This window comes from Achromobacter sp. Marseille-Q4954 (genome assembly GCF_943737025.1).
GTDB lineage: Bacteria > Pseudomonadota > Gammaproteobacteria > Burkholderiales > Burkholderiaceae_B > Achromobacter > Achromobacter bronchisepticus_A.
In genome coordinates this window covers 96,594-115,702 of record NZ_CALSFQ010000004.1, presented here as the reverse complement: position 1 = coordinate 115,702, position 19,109 = coordinate 96,594, and the positions used below count along the sequence as shown (strand labels likewise).

General features: G+C 64.9%; 20 protein-coding genes. 11 read left to right on the top strand and 9 right to left on the bottom strand.

Annotation, left to right across the window (positions count from 1 at the left end; genetic code table 11):
• The first annotated feature begins 51 nt into the window (after positions 1-51).
• The 7 genes from NGK62_RS28770 (at position 52) to NGK62_RS28740 (ending at position 6,030) form a co-directional block, all read left to right on the top strand.
• Positions 52-1,152 (top strand): cupin domain-containing protein, encoded by a 1,101-nt coding sequence (locus NGK62_RS28770; protein ID WP_251881556.1) that lies wholly within the window; start codon positions 52-54, stop codon positions 1,150-1,152.
• Positions 1,153-1,187: 35 nt separating this feature from the next.
• A complete protein-coding gene (locus NGK62_RS28765; protein ID WP_054456184.1) occupies positions 1,188-1,679 on the top strand; it encodes an aromatic-ring-hydroxylating dioxygenase subunit beta in 492 nt (163 codons plus the stop codon).
• A gap of 22 nt (positions 1,680-1,701) precedes the next feature.
• On the top strand, positions 1,702-2,970 hold the full coding sequence (locus NGK62_RS28760; protein WP_059373465.1) for an aromatic ring-hydroxylating dioxygenase subunit alpha: 1,269 nt from the start codon (positions 1,702-1,704) through the stop codon (positions 2,968-2,970).
• A gap of 2 nt (positions 2,971-2,972) precedes the next feature.
• Positions 2,973-3,293 carry a non-heme iron oxygenase ferredoxin subunit gene (locus NGK62_RS28755; RefSeq protein WP_251881554.1) on the top strand — a complete coding sequence of 107 codons (321 nt, stop codon included), beginning with the start codon at positions 2,973-2,975 and terminating at the stop codon, positions 3,291-3,293.
• Positions 3,290-4,513 carry an NAD(P)/FAD-dependent oxidoreductase gene (locus NGK62_RS28750; RefSeq protein ID WP_251881552.1) on the top strand — a complete coding sequence of 408 codons (1,224 nt, stop codon included), beginning with the start codon at positions 3,290-3,292 and terminating at the stop codon, positions 4,511-4,513. Before NGK62_RS28755 ends, NGK62_RS28750 begins: the two co-directional genes overlap by 4 nt.
• Positions 4,514-4,521: 8 nt before the next feature.
• Complete coding sequence (locus NGK62_RS28745) at positions 4,522-4,941, top strand: nuclear transport factor 2 family protein (protein WP_059373460.1); 420 nt, start codon at positions 4,522-4,524, stop codon at positions 4,939-4,941.
• A gap of 108 nt (positions 4,942-5,049) precedes the next feature.
• Complete coding sequence (locus tag NGK62_RS28740; protein WP_223283247.1) at positions 5,050-6,030, top strand: Bug family tripartite tricarboxylate transporter substrate binding protein; 981 nt, start codon at positions 5,050-5,052, stop codon at positions 6,028-6,030.
• Positions 6,031-6,097: 67 nt separating this feature from the next.
• Here NGK62_RS28740 and NGK62_RS28735 read toward each other — a convergent pair whose 3' ends face one another.
• The 5 genes from NGK62_RS28735 to NGK62_RS28715 all read right to left on the bottom strand — a co-directional run bounded on the left by NGK62_RS28735 (position 6,098) and on the right by NGK62_RS28715 (position 11,406).
• Positions 6,098-6,964 carry an ABC transporter ATP-binding protein gene (locus NGK62_RS28735; RefSeq protein ID WP_059373457.1) on the bottom strand — a complete coding sequence of 289 codons (867 nt, stop codon included), beginning with the start codon at positions 6,962-6,964 and terminating at the stop codon, positions 6,098-6,100.
• 15 nt (positions 6,965-6,979) lie between these two features.
• The gene (locus NGK62_RS28730) at positions 6,980-7,789 is read right to left on the bottom strand and encodes an ABC transporter permease (protein ID WP_251881550.1); all 810 of its coding nucleotides are present in this window, start codon (positions 7,787-7,789) and stop codon (positions 6,980-6,982) included.
• Positions 7,786-8,649 (bottom strand): ABC transporter permease, encoded by an 864-nt coding sequence (locus NGK62_RS28725; protein ID WP_059373453.1) that lies wholly within the window; start codon positions 8,647-8,649, stop codon positions 7,786-7,788. The genes NGK62_RS28730 and NGK62_RS28725 overlap by 4 nt, the downstream gene beginning before the upstream one ends.
• A 9-nt stretch (positions 8,650-8,658) precedes the next feature.
• On the bottom strand, positions 8,659-9,765 hold the full coding sequence (locus tag NGK62_RS28720) for an ABC transporter substrate-binding protein (protein WP_251881548.1): 1,107 nt from the start codon (positions 9,763-9,765) through the stop codon (positions 8,659-8,661).
• A 117-nt stretch (positions 9,766-9,882) separates the two neighbouring features.
• Entirely contained in the window at positions 9,883-11,406 is a 1,524-nt protein-coding gene (locus NGK62_RS28715) for an amidohydrolase family protein (protein WP_118932661.1), read from the bottom strand.
• A 364-nt stretch (positions 11,407-11,770) separates the two neighbouring features.
• Between NGK62_RS28715 and NGK62_RS28710 the strand changes: the two genes are divergently transcribed.
• On the top strand, positions 11,771-12,631 hold the full coding sequence (locus NGK62_RS28710; protein ID WP_251881546.1) for a DUF2272 domain-containing protein: 861 nt from the start codon (positions 11,771-11,773) through the stop codon (positions 12,629-12,631).
• Positions 12,632-12,656: 25 nt separating this feature from the next.
• Here the strand turns inward: NGK62_RS28710 and NGK62_RS28705 are convergent, their stop codons facing one another.
• The 4 genes from NGK62_RS28705 to NGK62_RS28690 all read right to left on the bottom strand — a co-directional run bounded on the left by NGK62_RS28705 (position 12,657) and on the right by NGK62_RS28690 (position 16,292).
• Positions 12,657-13,871 (bottom strand): benzoate/H(+) symporter BenE family transporter, encoded by a 1,215-nt coding sequence (locus NGK62_RS28705; RefSeq protein ID WP_059373445.1) that lies wholly within the window; start codon positions 13,869-13,871, stop codon positions 12,657-12,659.
• A gap of 64 nt (positions 13,872-13,935) precedes the next feature.
• Entirely contained in the window at positions 13,936-14,679 is a 744-nt protein-coding gene (locus NGK62_RS28700) for a TetR/AcrR family transcriptional regulator (protein ID WP_251881544.1), read from the bottom strand.
• Positions 14,680-14,734: 55 nt separating this feature from the next.
• Positions 14,735-15,898 carry a thiolase C-terminal domain-containing protein gene (locus NGK62_RS28695; protein WP_251881542.1) on the bottom strand — a complete coding sequence of 388 codons (1,164 nt, stop codon included), beginning with the start codon at positions 15,896-15,898 and terminating at the stop codon, positions 14,735-14,737.
• 7 nt (positions 15,899-15,905) lie between these two features.
• Positions 15,906-16,292 (bottom strand): Zn-ribbon domain-containing OB-fold protein, encoded by a 387-nt coding sequence (locus NGK62_RS28690; protein WP_251881540.1) that lies wholly within the window; start codon positions 16,290-16,292, stop codon positions 15,906-15,908.
• A 209-nt stretch (positions 16,293-16,501) separates the two neighbouring features.
• Between NGK62_RS28690 and NGK62_RS28685 the strand changes: the two genes are divergently transcribed.
• From NGK62_RS28685 to NGK62_RS28675, 3 genes are all read left to right on the top strand, one after another.
• Entirely contained in the window at positions 16,502-16,948 is a 447-nt protein-coding gene (locus tag NGK62_RS28685) for a MaoC family dehydratase N-terminal domain-containing protein (RefSeq protein WP_251881538.1), read from the top strand.
• A gap of 11 nt (positions 16,949-16,959) precedes the next feature.
• Positions 16,960-17,379, top strand: a complete 420-nt coding sequence (locus NGK62_RS28680; RefSeq protein ID WP_251881921.1) for a MaoC/PaaZ C-terminal domain-containing protein — start codon at positions 16,960-16,962, stop codon at positions 17,377-17,379.
• A gap of 188 nt (positions 17,380-17,567) precedes the next feature.
• Positions 17,568-19,109, top strand: a complete 1,542-nt coding sequence (locus tag NGK62_RS28675) for an AMP-binding protein (protein WP_251881536.1) — start codon at positions 17,568-17,570, stop codon at positions 19,107-19,109.

Sequence of the window (19,109 nt, the reverse complement as noted above, 5' to 3'; positions counted from 1 at the left end):
TCGCATAACCGCACAGCCGGCGCGGGGCGCCGGCGGCAAGAGGAGACATACATGTTCGTCGATATCAGCGGCGCCAGTCCGCGGGAACAAAACAAATGGCAGTCCATCGTCATCCCCAAAGAGGACATCGATCTTGAGATCGCGCGCCTGACCGACGCGCCCCGGCCGGACAACGGCCGCCGCGCCTCCCTCATCGTGCATCCGGAAGCCACGGCGCCGGGCCTGGGCCTGGCCCCGGGAACGGACGTCACCATCAACGTGGTCAATCCGGGTGAAAGCACCTTCAACCTGCGCAAGAACTCCAACATGCTGGAGATCTGTATCAGCGGCGAGGGCGTGGCCACGGTGGCCGGGCGCGACATCCGCGTGGGGCACTGGGACGTCTGGAACACGCCCGCCATGCAGGTGCATTCCTACCGTAACGAAGGCAAGACGCCGTGGGTGCGCCTGTCGTACTCCAACGCGCCGCTCCTGGAAAAGCTGGAGATCCACTACGTCGAGGAGTTCGAGGGCAGCGTGCCGCCGGCCGACGCCAATACCAAGCCGGTGCCGCCGCGCGCGCCCGACGCGGCCCGTTCGCGCGACCTGGCGCTGCGCGAGCAGATCACGCCCGAGGGCGCATGGCTGCTGGGCTACGAGTGGCTGATCGACATCGAGGTGCTGGAATCCAAGGCCTTGCACTGGCCCTGGTCGGCGGTGTCGCGCCAGCTGCCCAACGTCGAGGACATGGCGCGCGGCTACAACGGCCGCCGCCTGTTCGTGCTGTACAACCCGGCGACCGAACGCCGCATCGGCACCACGCACAGCTTCTTCGCCACCATTTCCTCGTCGCCGCCCGACAACCACCACGTGCCGCACCGCCACAGCTCGTCGGCCATCAACTATTACCTGCGCGGCAACGGCTACAGCAAGGTCAACGGCACGCGGCTGGACTGGAAGGCGGGCGACCTGATCCTGTCGGCGCCAGGCTGGGCCATGCACTCGCATCACTCGGGTACGGAAACCACCTCCGCGCTGACGGTGCAGGACCATCCGCTGCAGATCGCCATGGAGTCGCTGATCTGGCAGGAGCGCATGCAGGAACCCATCCTGGCGCTGGGCAGCCAGAGCGGCTTCGAGAGCAACCGCGCGCAACTGGCCGCGGCCCGATAGGACGCGATTTCCTAGAACCGATACCTGGATCCGCAATGACCATGACCGAGCTTTCCGATACCCCGTCGCTGCGCGCGCGCCTGCGGGACTTCTATGACGATTACGCCTACTGCCTGGACGAAGACCGGCTGGAGGACTGGCCCGCCTTCTTCACCGAGGACTGCCATTACCGGGTGCTGTCGCGCGAGAACCATGACGCCGGCCTGCCCCTGGGCCTGATCTATTGCATGAACAAGAACATGGTGCGCGACCGCGTCACGGCCTTGCGCGAAACCACCATGTTCGAGCCGCGTTCGCTGCGCCACTTCATCAGCGGCGTGCGCGTGCTGGAAGTGCAGGGCGACCACATCGTGGCGCAGGCCAACTTTGCGGTGATGGAGTCGCTGTCCGACCGCGAGCCCACCTTGAACATGGTGGGCCGCTATCTGGACGTGGTGCGCGTGACGCCCGAGGGCCTGGCGTTCAGCCGCCGCGACTGCGTGTACGACAACTACCGCGTGCGCACTTCGCTCATCGTTCCCATCTGAATCCGCCCCGAGGATACCCATCATGACCTGTACCCACTCGACCGCGCCAGAGGCTCCGGCGGCGGCTCCCATCCACATCGAGCGCCGTTGGCCCAAGGAAGGCTATACGCGCATCCCCAACTGGGTCTACACCGATCCCGCCATCTTCAAGAAGGAGATGGACGTGTTCTTCGGCGGCAAGACCTGGAACTACGTGGGCCTGGAATGCGAAGTGCCTGAAGTTGGCTGCTACAAGCGCAACTGGATCGGCGACCGCCCCGTGGTCATGGTCCGCAACGCGGAAGGCGAGATCAACGTTCTGGAGAACCGCTGCGCGCACCGCGGCGCGCAGATCTGCTGGCACAACACCGGCAAAGTGGAGGACTTCACCTGCCCCTACCACCAGTGGAACTATGACCTGAACGGTAATCTGCAAGGTGTGCCGTTTCGCCGCGGCGCCATGGGCAAGGGTGGCATGCCGCGCGACTTCGATCCCAAGCAGAACGGCATCCGCAAGCTGCGCAGCGTGAACCGCGGCGGCTCGATCTGGGCCACCTTCGCCGAGGACGCGCCCAGCTTCGAGGACTACTGCGGTCCTGAAGTGCTGGCGGAAATCGACCACATGCTGCCGGGCAAGCCGCTCAAGCTGCTGGGTTACAGCCGCCAGCTGATCCCCAGCAACTGGAAGATGTACCTGGAAAACCTGAAGGATCCGTACCACGCCACGCTGCTGCACACCTTCTACATCACCTTCGGCCTGTGGCGCGCGGACTCCAAGTCCGAGTGCATCCCCACGGGCGGCGGCGCGCACAGCGTGATGGTGTCGCACAACGAGGGCAAGAAGAAGACCGAGGCCACCACGGAAATGAGCCGTTTCCGTGACGACCTGGAGCTGCTGGACCTGGAAACCGTGACGCCGCGCGCCGAGTTCAACCGCGGCCGCGTCGGTGGCGCGTGGGTGTTCCCGGCCGCGCAGTTCGGCATCCAGGCCAACTCGCTCAAGACCCGCCACGTCATTCCGCGCAGCCCGACCGAGCACGAACTGGTGTTCACCTATTACGGCTATGAGGACGACGACGAGGAAATGACCCGCCTGCGCCTGAAGCACGCCAACCTGCTGGGCCCGGCCGGCTTCGTGTCGATGGACGACAGCGAAATGCTGAACCAGGTGCAGATCGGCGTCACCGGCTATCCGGAAGAGCGCGGCATCATCGAGATGGGCGGCCGCGACACCGAGCCCGCCGACTACATGGTGACCGAGGTGCTGATCCGCTCCTTCTACGACTACTACCGCAAGGCGATGGGGCTGTGAGCATGGATACCTGGAAACCTGTGGCGATGGTGTCGGACATTTCGCCCGACACCGGCACCCTGCGCGTGATGCATGAAGGCGAAGGCGTCTGCCTCTACAACCTGCAAGGCGACATCTGCGCCACGCAGGACCGCTGTCCGCATGGCAACGCCAGCCTGGCCGACGGCTATCTGGAAGACGGCACCATCGAGTGTCCGCTGCATCAGGGCGTCTTCGACATCCGTACCGGCAAGCCGCAATGCCCGCCGGTCACGACGGACCTGCGCCGCTACGAGGTGCGGGTGGAGTCGGGCACCGTCTACCTGAAGGCGGAAGGCGCATGAACTCGGGCGCCATCGTGGTGGTCGGCGCCGGCCAGGCGGGCGGATGGGCCGCGGCGACCTTGCGCGAACGCGGCTACGAAGGCCGCATCGTGCTGCTGGGCGATGAGCCCCACGCGCCTTATGAACGCCCGCCCTTGAGCAAGGCGGTGCTGGGCGGCCAGGCCGTGCCCGAAAGCACCGAGCTGTTTTCGGCCGAGCGGCTGGCGGCGTTGCGCATCGAGTTTCGGCCGGGCGTGGCGGCGGCGCGGCTGCGCGTGGCCGATAGGCAGGTGGATACCTCGGACGGCGGCAGCATCGCCTATGACAAGCTGATCCTGTGCATGGGCGGCAGGCCGGTCGTGCCTGCGCTGCCCGGCGTGGATGGCCCCGGCGTGCACGTGCTGCGCACCCGCGGCGACGCGCTGCGCCTGCGCGCCAGCCTCGGCCCGGGCCGCCGCCTGGTGGTGGTCGGGGGCGGCTGGATCGGGCTGGAGGTAGCGGCGACGGCGCGTCAGTCCGGCAGCGCCGTGACCGTGCTGGAGCAGGGACCGCGACTGTGCGCCCGCAGCGTGCAGCCTGCGGTGTCGGCGCACCTGGCCGCGCTGCATGCCGCCCATGGCGTGGACCTGCGCCTGGACACTTGCCTGCGCGCGGTGCTGGCGCAGACGGACGGCCGCCCGGTGGCGGAACTGGCCGACGGCACGCGTCTGGACGCGGACGCCATCGTGCTGGGCGTGGGCCTGCGGGCCAATGACGAACTGGCGCGTGAAGCCGGCCTGGCCTGCGAGCGTGGCGTGTTGGTCGACGCGTACTGCAGGACCTCGGCGGCGGACGTCTATGCGGCGGGCGACGTCGCGGTGCTGACGGCCGAGGACGGCCATGCGCGCATGGAGTCGTGGCAGAACGCGCAGGACCAAGGCACGGCCGCCGCGCTGTCGGCCCTGGGCCTGGGCGAACCTTATGCGCCGACCGGCGCCGTCTGGTCGGAACAATACGACGCCATGGTGCAGATCGTCGGATTCCCGGGCCTGGCCTGCAGCGAAGTGCTGCGGCCGCAGGTTGGGGAGCGCGCCTTGCTGTCGGTGGCGCTGGACGCCAGCGGCCGCGCCGTAGCCGGCGTATCGGTGGATGCAGCCCGCGATTTCCGCCAGCTGCGCAAATGGATCGCGCAGCGCGCGACCCTGGACCCGGCGTTGCTCGGGCGGCCCGACGTGCCGCTGGCCAGCGCCCAGATCGGATGAGGATCGCAATGGAAAACCCGATTTTGCCCATGCTGGCCAAGACGGCCTGCGAATCCGTGGTGCTGGAATTCTTCCATGCCCTGGACACGCGGCGGCACGAGGCCGCCGCCGCGCTCATGGCCGAGGACGGCGTCTGGCAACGGCAGGGACGCCGGCTTGCCGGCCGCCAGGAAATCCTGCAAGCCCTGAATGCCCGCGCGCCCGAGCGCAGCACCTGCCACGTCATTACCAATCTGCGACTGGTCGAGCTGGCTGGCGCGCGCGCCACCGTCGGCTACTTCCTGACCGCCTACGAAAGCGTGCCGCACGAGCAGGGCGGCGCGCCGCGCCTGGTCGCCATCCGCGAGTGCCAGGACGTGCTGGTGGAGACGGACGGCGGCTGGCGGCTGGCGGACAAGAGCAGCCGCCGCCATCTTCCGCCGGAATGACGGACTGACATCACGGAGATCCCGCACATTCCGAATTCTTGTTCCTCACGCGTCCGGACCATTCAAAAAGCAATGGGCGCGTACCGTAAATACCCCAGGAGACAAACCATGAAACCCTCAAGAATCTTGCATTGCATGTTGGCGGCCGCCTGTGCGGCCGTCGTGTCCGGCGCCCAGGCGCAACAGGCCGACTGGCCGACCCATCCGATCACGCTGGTGGTGCCGTTCGCGGCCGGCGGCGGCGGCGACACCCTGGCGCGCCTGGTTGCGGAGCCGCTGTCGCGCGAGCTCGGGCAGTCCATCATCGTCGAGAACCGCCCCGGCGCGGGCGGCAATATCGGCACTTCGATCGCCGCGCGCGCCAAGCCCGACGGCTATACGCTGTCCTACGGCACCAATGGCACGCAGGCCACCAATCACTGGCTGTACAAGTCGCCGGGCTATGCGCCGTCGGATTTCGAACCGATCTCGCGTTTCACGGTCATTGCGGCGGCGCTGGTGGTCAATGCCACCGACGAGCGCTTCAAGACCCTGGCGCAGCTGCTGGCCTACGCCCGGGCCAATCCGGGTGAGCTGACCTGCGGTTCCGCCGGCAACGGCACCTCCTCGCATCTGGCCTGTGAGCTGCTGAACCAGATGGCCGGCACCAAGGTCATGCACATTCCCTACAAGGGCGGCGGCGCGGCCATGACCGATCTGCTGGGCGGGCGCATTTCGTTCATGATCGACGTCATGCCCAATGTGTCGGGGCAGATTGCGGCGGGCAAGCTGCGGGCGCTGGGCGTGACGACGCCGGACCGCGTGGCTTCCAATCCGGACATTCCCACGATCAGCGAAGCGGGCGTCAAGGGCTATGAGTTCTTCGCCTGGGACGGCCTGTACGCGCCCAAGGGCACGCCGGCGGCCGTGCTGGACAAGCTGAACGCGGCGGTCAACCGCGCGCTGCAGCAGCCCGAAGTGCGCAAGATGCTGGAGTCGCGTGGTGCGATTCCTTCGCCCACGTCGCGCCAGGCGCTGGCGGAATTCGGTGCGGAAGAGTATGCGCGGCTGGGGAAGGTCGTGAAGGTGGCGGGCGCGTCGATCGATTGAGCGGCTGACGCCTGAACCAACCAAGCCGGCGGCGCGTGCCGCCGGCTTGCCTTTGTGCGCAAGGAAACTACCAAGCCATGCGCAAGCGCCCCAACGCGGGCAGTGCGCCCACCGTGGCCGCCAGGCCGCCAGGCGGCTGTTCTTCATGGCGGGCCACGCGCCCATCTGGATCGAGAAAATCGCTCAGCACATCGTCGCGCAATCGGATGAAGCGCGGATCGCTGCGGTTGCGCGGATGCGGCAGATCCACGTCGACGATGCGGCGGATGCGTCCCGGGCGCGGCTGCATCACCACCACGCGGTCGCCCAGGAACACGGCTTCCTCCACGTCGTGCGTGACCAGCACCATGGTGATCTGCTCCTGCTGCCAGATGCGCTGCAACTCGTTCTGCAGCCGCGACCGCGTCAACGCGTCCAGCGCGCCCAGCGGCTCGTCCAATAGCAGCACGCGCGGGCGGTTGACCAGGCCGCGCGCGATCGCCACGCGCTGCGCCATGCCGCCCGAGATCTGGTGCGGGTAGGATTTCTCGAACCCCTGCAGGCCGACCAGCGCAATGTGCTCGGCCACCAGCTCGCGCTTTTCTGCCTTCGACAGCGGTGCGTTGCGCAGCGCCGCCGCGATGTTGCGTTCCACGTTCAGCCACGGAAACAGCCGGTGGTCCTGGAATACGATGCCGCGGTCCAGGCCCGCGCCGCGCACTGGGTTGCCGTCCAGCAGGATCTGGCCGGCGTAGTCGCCATCCAGTCCCAGGATCAGGCGCAGCAGCGTGGACTTGCCGCAGCCGCTGGCGCCCACGATGCTGACGAAATGCCCGGCGGGCACGTCCAGGTTGATGTCCTGCAGGACTTGCAGCGCCTCTGCGCCGTCGCCCGGGCCGGCATAGCGCTTGCCCACGCCGCGGATGTTCAATTCCTTGCCGAAGATGCTCGTCATTCCTTTCCTACTCCATCAGGCGGCGCCGTAGCGGTGCCGCGCCAGCCTGCGCTCCAGCGCGCGGGCCAAGGCATTCATGGACCAGCCCACCAGGCCGATCACGAACATGCCGAAGATCACCAGGTCCATCTGGAAGTGTTCGCTGCCTTCGATCAAGGTGTTGCCGATGCCGTGGCCGGCCACCAGCAGGTACTCCGCGCCTATCGTCGCCAGCCAGGAGTAGATCAGCGCCAGGTACACGCCGGTGAAGATCGAAGGCGCGGCCGCTGGCAGGACCACGTGCAGCAGCGTCTGCCAGCGGGAATAGCCGTACACGCGGGCCACTTCCAGCAACGCCGTGGGGGTGCTGCGTATGCCATCGCAGGTATTGACGACCACGGGCACCAGGGCGGCCAGCGACAGGAACGTCACCTTGGCCACGTCGCCCAGGCCGAACCAGACCGAGATCAGGGGGATCCAGGCAAACAGCGAGATCTGCTTGAAAGTGTTGAAGCTGGGACCCACGATGCGGTTGAACAACGGCAGCAGTCCCAGCAGCGCGCCCAGTATCAGGCCGAGCGCGGTGCCTATTGCGAATCCGGTGAATTCGCGCGCCAGGCTCGCGCTCAGCGCGCGCCACAGCCGTCCCGAGGATATCTGGCTGGCCGCCGTCTCCAGCACCTTGCCCGGCGACACCAGCAGCGGAGTGGATACCCAGTCCAGCCGCGCCAGCGCCCACCAGGCCAGGATGGCGGCGGCGGGCAGCACCAGGCCGCGCCAGCGCGCGCGCAACCAGGCGCTGCCGCGTCGGACCACGGGAAGCGTGGAGATGAACGCCGCGGTCATGTTCGGGCTCCGGTGGCCGCCGCGCCCAGGCGCGTAGCGGCCTGGCCGCCGCCCGCGCGGGTTTCGGCCAGGTCCAGCAGCTTGTCGATGGCGTAGCCGATGGCGCCCACCACTATCACCGCCGCCATCACCAGATCCAGCTGGAACAGTTGACGGCCGTAGACGATGAGGTAGCCGAGTCCTTCGCTGGACGCGACCAGCTCCACCACCACCAGCGACAGCCAGGCCTTGGTGAAGCCCAGCCGCAAGCCGGTGAAGAGCGTCGGCAGGGCGTGGGGCAACACGACTTCCAGCACCTGCTGGCGGCGCGTGTAGCCATAGACGCGGGCCACTTCCAGCAGGCTGGTCGGGGTCTGCCGGAATCCCTGCAAGGTGTTCAGCGTCACCGGCACCAGCGCGGCCTTGGCGATCAGGATGTACTTCAGTGGTTCGCCTATGCCCACCAGCAGCAGCACGAAGGGCAGCCAGGCCAGGACCGGGATCTGCACCAGCGCATTGAAGGTGGGCAGGATGTAGGCTTCCAGCGGACGCCACAATCCCATCGCGGCGCCCAGCGCCAGGCCCAGCGCGCTGCCGGCCGCGAAGCCCACCAGCACGCGCTGCATGCTGGCTTGCACGTTCAGCCAGAGGTCGCCGCTGCTGTAGAGATCCTGCAAGGTCAGCCAGACGAAGCTGGGCGAGGGCAGCACCTGCGGCGAGATCCAGCCCTGCGATGCGCCCAGCTGCCAAAGCGCGAGCAGGGCCAGCGGCAGCAGCCAGGGCAGCAGGCGGCCGCCGGCGTTGCGCAGCAGGGCGGCAGGCGCCAGGCGCGGGCCGCGCCGCGCGGACGCAAATGGGGCGTTAAGCGTGTTTCCAGACATGGCGGCTCCTTATCGTGCGGCGGCGCTGGCCTGGCGCTCGCCCGCGGCCGGCTGGCCTTGCGCATTGAACGCGGTCCAGCGGGCGGCAAGATTGGCCTTCTGCAAGGCGGCGTCGAGGTAGCGCGGCTCGAACCAGCCGTCCACGCTCACGGGACGGCGGATCAGCTTCAATTTCAGCGCGTCGTCCGCCACGGCCTGGTAGCGCGCGGCGAGGAACTCGTCCAGCAGCGGCGAATTGCGCACGGCCAGCACTTCGCCGTCGAACTCTGCCTGCCAGGACGCGTAAGGCGTGCCGCTGCGCGCCCAGATATTGAAGAGCGCATCGCGGTTCTGCTCGTCCGAGGACCATTGCGCCGCACGCACGAACACGTCGACCACGCGCTGCACGGCTTCGGGATTCTCCTTTTCGAAATCCTCGCGCACCAGCAGCGACGCCTGGCGCGTGAACGAGGGATCCTGGCCCTTGGTCGAATAGATGATGCGCGCCAGGCCTTGGTCGCGCAGCTTGAAGTATTCATAGCCGCCGAAGGCCGCATCTACGCCGTTGGAGACCAGCGCCGCTTGCGCGCTGCCGGTGTCGAGGTTCACGCCCTTGATGTCGCGTTCGGTCAGCTGGCGCGAGGCCAGCACGTTGATGGCGACCAGATGGCCGTTGGTGCCGCGGAAGATCGACACCTTGCGGTCCTTCAGGTCGTCCAGCGATTGCAGCGGGGAGTCCTTGGGCGTGGAGACGTACAGGTTGTTGCGCACGCCGCTGCCCAACAGGATGCGGGTCTTCAACCCGTTGGAGCGGCCCACCACCGACGGCAGGTCGCCCTGGTAGGCGAAATCGATCTGCTTGTTCGAGAGCGCTTCGTTGACCGCGGGGCCTGCGCCCTTGAAGAACAGCCACTGTACTTCGGTGCCGGTGCCCTGGAAGGCTTCCTCCAGCCAGTTGTTGGCGCGCGCCACGCCGCCCGGCGAGCCGCCCCAGGTGATGGGGTCGCCGCCGCCGGCGGTCGCCACGCCGATGCGGACCACGTCGGGCGCGGCCAGGGAGGCGAGGCTGACGGCGCACAAGGCTGCGCCCAGCATCAGGCGTGAAATCAGGCTGCGGGGAGAGAGCAGGGTGCGCATGGTCGTTCCGTATATCGATGATGAAAGACAGGTCCGGGCTGGCAGGCGCCGGCCGCGGGCAGGACTAGGCGCCCGCCGGCATGTGCCGGCGGGCGGGATTGCGGGTACGCGATAAGGTCAGGCCGCGCGCTTTTCGGCGCGCGCCTGCAGCTTCTGTTCGATGCGCGTGCCCTTGAAAAAGTCGGGATGCGCCTGGGTGTAGAAGCGGTATGGGTTGTCGAACACCAGGGCCTTGAAATCCGCCGCGGAGATCACGCCGTCTTCCACCAGGTCCCAGCTTTCGGCCAGCGGCTCGGTCAGGTCCGGCACGTCCCAATGGCCGACGTCGGAGGACCAGATCGCGTTGAGCTTGGTGTTCAGAGGATTGGCGCGGTCGTTGAAGGCCGCGCCTATGGTCCGGTCGTCGGCCTCCGAGCCGAAGTAGAAGCTGTCGACCCAGCGCTTGCGGATGTCCTCTACGTTTTCGATGCCGGCCGCGGCGAAGTCGTCGAGCTCATCGCCCTGGGGGTCGCGGCTGTGGTGCAGCGCCGACAGGCCCAGGCTGTCTCGCAACAGGGTGTCCTTGTTGAGCTCGCGCCCATTGAGCAGGTCCGCGCCGTAGCGTTCGAACAGGTCCGCCAGCAGCTCCACGTCCGCGTTGGCCGGGTTGTATTGCTGCACGGCGTTGCGGTTGCGCTTTTCCCAGCGGTCCACCAGGTGCGCATACACGTGCGCGCCCCAGTCGGCGCCGCCTTCCAGCAAGGCCACGCGCAGGTTCGGAAAGCGCCGCGTCACGCCGCCAAAGAAGAGCGCCTTGGCAAAGGCCTGGGAACCGTCGGCGAAGTGGCCGATATGGTTGAACATGTAATTGCTGATGGAGTGGCGCCCGGTCCAGCCCTGGCTGCCGTAGTGGGTGGCCAGCGGCACGCCCAGCTCCACCGCCTTGGCCCAGAACGGGTCGTAGTCGTACTCGCTGTCCAGGCCGAAGAAATCCACATAGGACGCATGCCGCGCGATCTCCGGGAATTCGGCGGGCGGGTACTTGTCGGCGATGGCCTTGATCGGCCGGCGCACGCCGCCCGGGATGTTGGCCACCTTCAGCCCCAGCGTCTTGACCGCGAATTCGAGTTCCTCGATGGCTTCCTGCGGCGTGTTCAGCGGAATGCCTGCCACGGGCGTCAGGCGGTCGCTGTACTTGCGGTACTGGTCGGCATGGAAGTGGTTGATGGCGCGGTGCAGGGGCTGGCGATACTCGTCGCCCGCGCCCAGCGGCGCCAGCACGTCGTTGGGAAACAGAATGGAGTAGTCCGAGCCCTGTTCTTCCAGGCGCTCGTACAGCAGCTCCGGCAGCGTGACGGTCGCCAGGTCCAGGGTGTTGCGCGTGACGCGCGCCCACCAGGGCGAGCGCAGCGTGCGGTTGCGCTGCCGTTCCTCCGGGGTCTGCTGGTACCAGTCCTTGCCCTGGGACTTGGTGGCGAAGCGCGAGCCCTGCGTCTTGCGCAGCACGTCCACCAGCTTGGAACCGCCATAGTGCTGGATGTAGTCCTCCAGCACGGGCGCGTAGTCGTTGACGTGTACGTCGGTATCGATCACGGGATAGTCCAGCTTCGCCTTGATCGCGGCGGATCGGGAAGCCTGGGTACGGTGCAGCCGGTCGTTCATGCGGGTCTCCGAGAGTGAAACGGACGCGGCGCCTTGCGGATTCGGCAAGGCCGGCGCGGACAGGTCACATTACGGGAGTTGGCCGCCTGGCCAAACGACCGATTCGCAATTTCCAACTAAGTGATGTGCTTATGGCATTGGGGGAGATTGTCGGAATTCCGGCATTCCCATATTTGGTGCGGATGGTATCCGCGGCTGCGCCTCTCATGCGACCGGAGGAGGGCTAGTCGGGACGTTTTCGCGTACCGTCGGTCCACGCGGCATTCTGGAATCTGCGTCTCTTTTGGCATTTGGATAGACAGACAACATCTGCTCGGCCTGGCGTGCGCGGCTGCCCATGTCCGAGGAGCTCCGGGAGCGTTTCATGAAGCGTTTCGTCAATGTCGAGGCAGTCAACCTGCGGTCCATTCCCAGCACCGAGAACAACACGCCCGTCGGTAGCCTGACGTTGGGCCAGGAGGTTGACGATCTAGGGGATGCACCCGCGGGCTGGCACCATGTTCGGACGCAAATGGGCGGCTTGACCGTCGAAGGCTATGCAGTCGATGGCCTGGCGGATTCGAAATTCAAGTGGGCCCCCACAGCCAGGCAGCCAACCCTGCGGCCACCCGATAACCGGGCTCGCGAGACGCTCGTGGCAGCGGCGGTGGAACAGTGGCTACGATTCGACAAAGGGCGGGGAAAGGAGACCGTCGAACCCTATAGCAGCTACATCCACGAGATGTGGAAGGCGCTGGGCAAGAATCTGAGCGGAAAGGACACCGGCTATCCCTGGTCCGCCGTCGCCATTTCTCTCATGGTGAGCAATGCGGCCAAGGTCATCCCGGAATTCAAGGCGTTCAAGCGTTCCATCGGTCACGCGGCGTACATGTGGGATGCCATCAAGAAGCGAGCGAGCCAGGACAAGTCCGCGCCGTTTTGGGGAGTACGCATAGCGGAAGCAAAGCCGCAGGTCGGCGACATCATCGGCAGTTGGCGGGACAAGCCCTACACGTTCGATCAATATCTCGCAGCCTCAAAGAATCCGGAAGCTCCCAGCCATTCCGACATCATTGTGGCGGTAGGCACCGAAGTCGCGTTGGCCATAGGCGGCAACGTCAGCCAGTCGGTCTTCGTTACCGGGTATCAGCTGACGGCGGACGGCAATATCGCGAAGAACCAGCGTTTCTTCAAGGAAAAGCTGGTTGGAGAAGCCATCGTCCTGATGAAGAACCGAATCGATTGAGGGGAGCGGTGTTGCGCAAGCAATCTCAAGCCGCGGGCTGCTTCGCAAAGTCGCCGCGCTCCAGGACGAAGCTGGTCGCCACGCCGAACACCACGCCCCAGAACGGCGCGCCGATGCCCAGCAGCGGCAGGCCGCCCAGCGTCACCAGGAAGGCAACCAGGGCGCCCAGCGTGAAGTGCTGGCGGAACGCGGTGTGGAATGCGCCTTGCAGGATGCGTAGAAGCGCCAGGCCCGCCAGCGTGGCGACAAAGGCCGCGGGCGTGGCCAGCAGTGCCTGCGTGACCAGGGGAGAGAACAGGCCGAACACGATCACCATGACCCCGAGGAAGATCGCGGCCAGCCAATGCCGTGACGCGTTGGCGCCAGAGGCAATGATGGCGTTCGACGGCCCGGCCAGACAGGTGGAGACGCAGCCCAGGCAGGCGGTCAGCGCCGAGAACACGCCGCAGGCATTGGTGATGGCGTTGACCGGCGGGCGGTGCAGCGAGTTGCGCAGCACGGCAATGCCTTGCGCGTTCTGCACGGCGATCACGGTCACGGCAAGCGGCAGCACCAGCTCGAACGCGGCGGCCCACGAGAACACCGGCGCGTAGAACTGCGGGCTTGCCAACGAGGTCGCCAACGTCACATGTTCCAGCGCGGGCGTCCTGCCGGTGAACGCCAGCGTGCACACGCCGGCGATGAGCGCGCCGATGATGGGAGAGAGCCGCTTTTGCACCGCGGGAAACAACGAGACCGCGAAGAAGGTCGCGGTCATGGCGCCTGCCAGCCAGGGATCGGAGGCGAACGATCGGATCCAGTCCAGCGCGAAGCTGAGAAAGACGCCCGCGACCATGCCCATGACGATGGGCATGGGGATGCGGTCCATGATGGCGCCGACCCAGCCCGTCAGCCCCAGCACCAGCATCAGCGCGGCGGTCAGCAGGTAGGCGCCGATGACCTCGGCGAAGGGCAGATGCTGCAGGGCGCTTGCGACCAGCACCGCGCCCGGGATGGTCCAGAGAAAGGCCAATGGTTGCCGGTAAATGGCCGACATCACGATGGTTAGGATGCCGTTGAGCACAAAGGCCGCGAAGATCCAGGAGGCGAGGGTGGCCTGGCTGAGACCCCCTTTCACGCCGGCGCTCAGGATGATGGCTACCGGCGCCGAGGCGGAAAACAGGAAAGCGACGAAAGCGTTCGTCAGCTCAGTCGCCGGGAACGAGGACGGGGCGGCTGGGATCGTTTCTGGGTGGGCCATGGACTTATCTCATTAATGAGTGAAGCATTTTGCCGAGCACCGAAACAATACAGGAAATATCGCGCTATGAAGCTCGGGGCCGCCGGGCCGGGGCGCCCTGCGCCTTGCCGTCGGGCGCGGGATGCCGGTAGTCCACGCCGCGCAGAACGAAGTCGACGACCGTTTCGGCGTAGCTTGCGCAGTTTTTCTGCAGCAATTCCATTTTGTCGTTCGGGGTGTACAGGAAATGGTTCAGCAGCGCGCCGGCGACCAGGTCGAGTATCAGGGCCGGAGACACGTCTTTGGGAATTTCCCGCCGTTCCATCGCTTGCAGGATCATCTTCCGCCCGTGGTCGCGGCTGCTCCGTTCCCAGTCTGCCAGCGATTTTCCCAACACTTCAGGAAAGAGCTTTGCCTCGATGCGCAAGCGGGTGACGATGAGTCCGTAACCCTGGGCGTAGAACCGCAAGATTCCGACCGCCAGGGCGACCAGGTCGCCACGCAGGGATCCGGTATTGCCGAAATCCGGAAGCGGGGGGGATAGGTCTTTCAAGGTGTCCGCGATCAAGGCTTCCTTGCTCGGCCAGCGCTTGTATATGGCGGCCTTGCCGACCTTCGCCGCGCGTGCAACGCCATCGATGGTCAGCCCGGCCCAGCCCAGCTCTTTATATAGAACACGCGTAGCGGCAAAGACCCGGGGTTCGAGTGTCGGATCTACGGGGCGGCCGCGGATGGGTGTAGGCGAATTCAGGATGCTGTCCTCGGATGCGGAGCGGATGGCGAGCACGGCTCCCCATAAAGCAAAACGGAGCATGCCGTCAAAGCGCATGCTCCTTCGTGGGGACTCACGGCGTGGATGCCAGACATACCTCCGCGAGCAGGAATCAGTGACGGCTGGCAGACAGTACCAGGCTGGTCGATGCCGCAAAAAACAGCCCCACGCCTTGCACGAAGCTGAGCTGCGCATTTTCAACTTGAGCGTCGGCGCAGCCCCGCAGTTGCCGTACTGCTTCTTGAATGGCGAACATGCCGTACATGCCCGTGTGAGTGTAGCAGAGGCCTCCTCCATTGGTATTCATGGGCAATTGGCCGGACGGCAGCGTATTGCCATCGGCAATGAACGCGCCGGACTCGCCCTTGCCCACGAATCCCAAGTCTTCGAGCATGTATAGCGGCAGGTGCGCAAATGCGTCATAGCACATCAGGTGATCCACGTCGCCATGGCTGATTCCGCTGGTTTCGAAAGCTTCCTTGGCCGACCGGCGGAAAGACTGGAATGAACTTACGTCTTCCATTTGCGAAACCAGCCGCGATTCGGCCGATTCGCCCGAACCCAGCAGATAGACTGCGCGGCTTGCCGAAGGCAGGTCCGCGGCGCGCTCGGCGCTGGTCAGGACCAGGGCGCCGCCGCCATCGGTGACGACGCAGCACATGTCGCGCGTGAACGGGTAGGCGATGGCGGGCGCGGCGAGCACCTCATCGGCCGTGACGATGTCCCGGCGCATGGCGCGGGCGTTGCGGCTTGCCCATTTCCGTTGCGCAACCACGACTTCCGCCAGATCCCGCGTTCCCATGCCCCGGTCATGCAGGAAGCGCAACGCGGGTACGGTAAAGGTGGAGTAAGGCGCCACGGCGCCGTAGGGCGCTTCGAATTGCCCATCCGCAGCCGCTGCGTTGATGTTCCAGGCGGGAGCTCCGACCCTGGAGCGGCCGGACTCGCCATGCGTGATGAGGACGACGTTCGCCGCTCCCGACGCAATGGCTGCGGCTGCATGCCGCACGTGGGAAAGGAAACTGCATCCGCCGACCATGGTGCCGTCGATCCATCTGGGGGTGATCCCCAGATAGTGCGAGACCTCCATGGGCAGCAGGCCCGCAGTTGCGATGCCGTCGACATCCGAGGGGGACAGGCCCGCGTCGCGGAGCGCATTTCTTGCCGCTTCGGCATGGAGCGCGATCACCGATTTGGAGGGCAGGACGCCGATCTCATCGGTTTCGGCCGCGCCCACAATGGCTACGTTTCCGCCATGCATGTTCATGTTGCTCATTGGCTGGTTACCTCGGGCTGAAAACAGGAAGCGAAATGTCATCGCGCTGGACGAAGTCCACGACCAGATCCATGTCCAATGCCAGATTTTCCGGCTGGGGCGCGACGCCCACGATATTGGTCATCATGCGCGGACCTTCGGCCAGTTCGACCAGCGCGATGATGGGCGAAGCGCCTTCATTGCCCGGGATGGGGCGGTGATTGATGACATAGGAGAGCAGTTTTGCCTTGCCGGAAACCTGCTTCCAGCGGACCTGCCCGGAAAGGCAATGCCGGCAAAAGATTCCGGGATAGAAAAAGAACTTGCCGCAGTCGTCGCAATGCTGGATTTCGAGGCGGCCTTGTTTCGCGGCGTTCCAGTATGGAAGGGTTTCGGGTGTGGGTATGGGCTTCATGTGTGTCGCTTCGGTGTGATTGACGATGGTGTTGCTTCGACTTGCTGTTTGGCTCCGCAATTTCTGTGCTACGATGAATTTCAGACGAAAACAGTCTGAAAATAATAGTGCTGGTGCGTGAGCAAGTCAACGGTTCTGCCGGCGAGCGGCTGGTGGCCTGGGCAGGCGGTATGCGCCAGAACGGAATTTCTTTTCCACGGAGATGCGCAATGGCTGAGCCAGCTGACATCGGGACGATCCTGTCCCGCGGAACCGCGACGGTAGAAAGGGGGCGGTTGAAGTTCTTTTCTAAGGCGATCGGGGAGCACGATCCGATCTACTCCGATGAGTCCGCGGCGCTTGCCGCCGGGTACCGCGGCATTCCAGTGCCGCCGACTTTCCTGTTCTGCCTCAACAGCGAAGTCGCGAGCGCCAGCAACACCCTGGCGGTCCTGAAGCTGGACCTGGCGCGCATTCTGCACGCCGAGCAAGCGTTCACCTATCAAAAAATGGTCTATGCGGGCGATGTCCTGCAGTTTGAAACCAAGGTGGCCGATGTGTACGACAAGAAGGACGGCCTGCTGCATTTCGTCGTCATGGAAACCGCCGTAAGCGACGCCGACGGAGCAGCGGTGGCCCAACTTCGCAGCACGCTCGTCGAGCGCAGAAACGGATAAGGAGCATGCACGTGCAAAGACTTGAATTTTCGGCCGTCTCCATTGGCGATGAGATTGCGCTGACCGATATTCCGGCCATCACCCGAACCACCTTGGCGCTGTACTGCGGCGCGTCCGGCGACCACAACCCGATCCATGTGGACATCGATTTCGCCAGGAAAGCAAAAATGCAGGACGTATTTGCGCACGGCATGCTTTCGGCGGCATATCTGGGAAGACTGCTGACAAAGCTGGCGCCGCAGGAAGACATACGCAGCATGTCGGTGAGATTCACCGGCATTACCAACGTCGGCGACCAGCCAAAATGTATAGGTCGGGTGATCGAAAAGTCCGAGGACAATGGAGAGAAACTGGTCAGGCTAAGCCTGGGCTGCCAGGATCAAAATGGCGCGCAGAAGCTGATAGGCGAGGCCGTAGTCGCCGCCCTCTGATCCGGGCGCGGGCTGGCGATGGTCTGCGCGCTTGCGGCAGGCCGACCTGTCCCACGCCCACGAAAAAAGCGATGGATTTTGCCGCTTGACAGCTGATGATCGCGTCAATAGTATTTACAGACAAAAATCGTCCGTAAAGCCAGGCGGCGGTTTCCAAATAAGAACGAATACCCCACGGAGGAAGACTCATGCATGGCCAAGGACCCGAATCGAAAGGTTTCTACAGCTTCGCTTGCCGGCACCCCGAACGTATTGCGTACATAGATCCCGAAGGCGCGTCGACGACCTTTGGCCAGTTGCTCGACAGGGTCAACGGACTCTCGAATGGACTACGCGCGCGGGGCTTGCGCACCGGCGATGCCGTCGCCGTGCTGCTGAAGAACTGTCAGGCCTATTTCGAGCTGGCTTTGGCTACGGGCCAGCTCGGGCTGTACCTGGTACCGGTCAACTGGCACCTTACCGCCGACGAGGTCGCCTACATCGTGCGCGACAGCGATTCCAAGATACTGATCGCATCGCATGAATTCGCGCAAAACCTGGTGTCGGCCGAATTGCCAGACTTGCGCTTTGTCGTTGGTGCGGTAGCGGCTGGCTGGCAGGAGTACGACGAACTGCTGGGGGATAGCCGCAGCCCCGCAGAGCGCAGCGCAGGCTCATTGATGGGCTATACCTCCGGCACTACCGGCATGCCCAAGGGGGTGAAGCGCAAACTTGCGGGCAAGAGCCCCGAGGAAGTCCTTGCGAATCAACCCGACATGCTGGCGCTGTTTGGCGCCGCTCACGACGCCGGTTGTCATCTGGTGTTTTCGCCCCTGTATCACTCCGCGCCAGCGGCGTGGGCGATCTCGTCCCTGCATCGCGGCCACACGATCGTCTGCCGCAACAAATTCGACGCTGAGCTGGTGTTGCGGGATATCGAGCAGTATCAGGTATCGACCATACATATGGTGCCGACGCATTTTGTCAGATTGTTGCGGCTCGAGGGCCGTGAACAGTACGACATTTCAAGTTTGAAATGCGTAGTGCACGCCGGGGCGCCTTGCCCGATCGACGTCAAGTACAAGATGCTGGATTGGTTCGGGCCAAGAATCTGGGAATACCTTGGTTCGACCGAGGCTGGCATGTATTCGATGGTGGGACCGGAGGACTGGCGCCGAAAGCCGGGAACCGTGGGGAAGTCCGTGCCCGGGACGGCACTCAAGATCGTGGATGAGCACGGCCAGGAGCTGCCGGCAGGCGAAGTCGGCGTGATCTATTCGCGCAATGGCTTGACCGACTTTGCCTATCACAAGGACGAAGCAAAGACCCGGGCGACTCATCTCGTCGATGGCTACGCGACTTCCGGCGACATCGGCACCATCGACGAGGATGGCTTCCTGTTCATTCTTGACCGCCGCAATGATCTGATCCTGTCAGGCGGTGTGAACATCTATCCCGCCGAAATCGAAGGCCGCCTGATCAGCCATCAATCGGTAAAGGATGTTGCGGTCATCGGCGTGGACGATCCTGAATGGGGGCAGAGCGTGCTGGCGGTCATACAGCCCGTGGACGCAGGCGGCGACCGCGCGGCCTTGATGCAAGAGCTCGGTGCCCATGCGGCCGCGACCCTGGCTGGCTACAAGTGCCCGCGACGGTATGAATTTCTTGAAGAGCTGCCCCGCACGGAGGCGGGCAAGCTGCAAAGAAATGTTCTTAGAGATCGTTACAACACATCCACAACGGAGAATTGA

Excerpts from the sequence above, each read along its gene's own strand:
- NGK62_RS28770 (WP_251881556.1), top strand. The coding sequence starts at position 52 with ATGTTCGTCGATATCAGCGGCGCCAGTCCGCGGGAACAAAACAAATGG.
- NGK62_RS28765 (WP_054456184.1), top strand. The coding sequence starts at position 1,188 with ATGACCATGACCGAGCTTTCCGATACCCCGTCGCTGCGCGCGCGCCTG.
- NGK62_RS28760 (WP_059373465.1), top strand. The coding sequence starts at position 1,702 with ATGACCTGTACCCACTCGACCGCGCCAGAGGCTCCGGCGGCGGCTCCC.
- NGK62_RS28755 (WP_251881554.1), top strand. The coding sequence starts at position 2,973 with ATGGATACCTGGAAACCTGTGGCGATGGTGTCGGACATTTCGCCCGAC.
- NGK62_RS28750 (WP_251881552.1), top strand. The coding sequence starts at position 3,290 with ATGAACTCGGGCGCCATCGTGGTGGTCGGCGCCGGCCAGGCGGGCGGA.
- NGK62_RS28745 (WP_059373460.1), top strand. The coding sequence starts at position 4,522 with ATGGAAAACCCGATTTTGCCCATGCTGGCCAAGACGGCCTGCGAATCC.
- NGK62_RS28740 (WP_223283247.1), top strand. The coding sequence starts at position 5,050 with ATGAAACCCTCAAGAATCTTGCATTGCATGTTGGCGGCCGCCTGTGCG.
- NGK62_RS28735 (WP_059373457.1), bottom strand. The coding sequence starts at position 6,964 with ATGACGAGCATCTTCGGCAAGGAATTGAACATCCGCGGCGTGGGCAAG.
- NGK62_RS28730 (WP_251881550.1), bottom strand. The coding sequence starts at position 7,789 with ATGACCGCGGCGTTCATCTCCACGCTTCCCGTGGTCCGACGCGGCAGC.
- NGK62_RS28725 (WP_059373453.1), bottom strand. The coding sequence starts at position 8,649 with ATGTCTGGAAACACGCTTAACGCCCCATTTGCGTCCGCGCGGCGCGGC.
- NGK62_RS28720 (WP_251881548.1), bottom strand. The coding sequence starts at position 9,765 with ATGCGCACCCTGCTCTCTCCCCGCAGCCTGATTTCACGCCTGATGCTG.
- NGK62_RS28715 (WP_118932661.1), bottom strand. The coding sequence starts at position 11,406 with ATGAACGACCGGCTGCACCGTACCCAGGCTTCCCGATCCGCCGCGATC.
- NGK62_RS28710 (WP_251881546.1), top strand. The coding sequence starts at position 11,771 with ATGAAGCGTTTCGTCAATGTCGAGGCAGTCAACCTGCGGTCCATTCCC.
- NGK62_RS28705 (WP_059373445.1), bottom strand. The coding sequence starts at position 13,871 with ATGGCCCACCCAGAAACGATCCCAGCCGCCCCGTCCTCGTTCCCGGCG.
- NGK62_RS28700 (WP_251881544.1), bottom strand. The coding sequence starts at position 14,679 with ATGCGCTTTGACGGCATGCTCCGTTTTGCTTTATGGGGAGCCGTGCTC.
- NGK62_RS28695 (WP_251881542.1), bottom strand. The coding sequence starts at position 15,898 with ATGAGCAACATGAACATGCATGGCGGAAACGTAGCCATTGTGGGCGCG.
- NGK62_RS28690 (WP_251881540.1), bottom strand. The coding sequence starts at position 16,292 with ATGAAGCCCATACCCACACCCGAAACCCTTCCATACTGGAACGCCGCG.
- NGK62_RS28685 (WP_251881538.1), top strand. The coding sequence starts at position 16,502 with ATGGCTGAGCCAGCTGACATCGGGACGATCCTGTCCCGCGGAACCGCG.
- NGK62_RS28675 (WP_251881536.1), top strand. The coding sequence starts at position 17,568 with ATGCATGGCCAAGGACCCGAATCGAAAGGTTTCTACAGCTTCGCTTGC.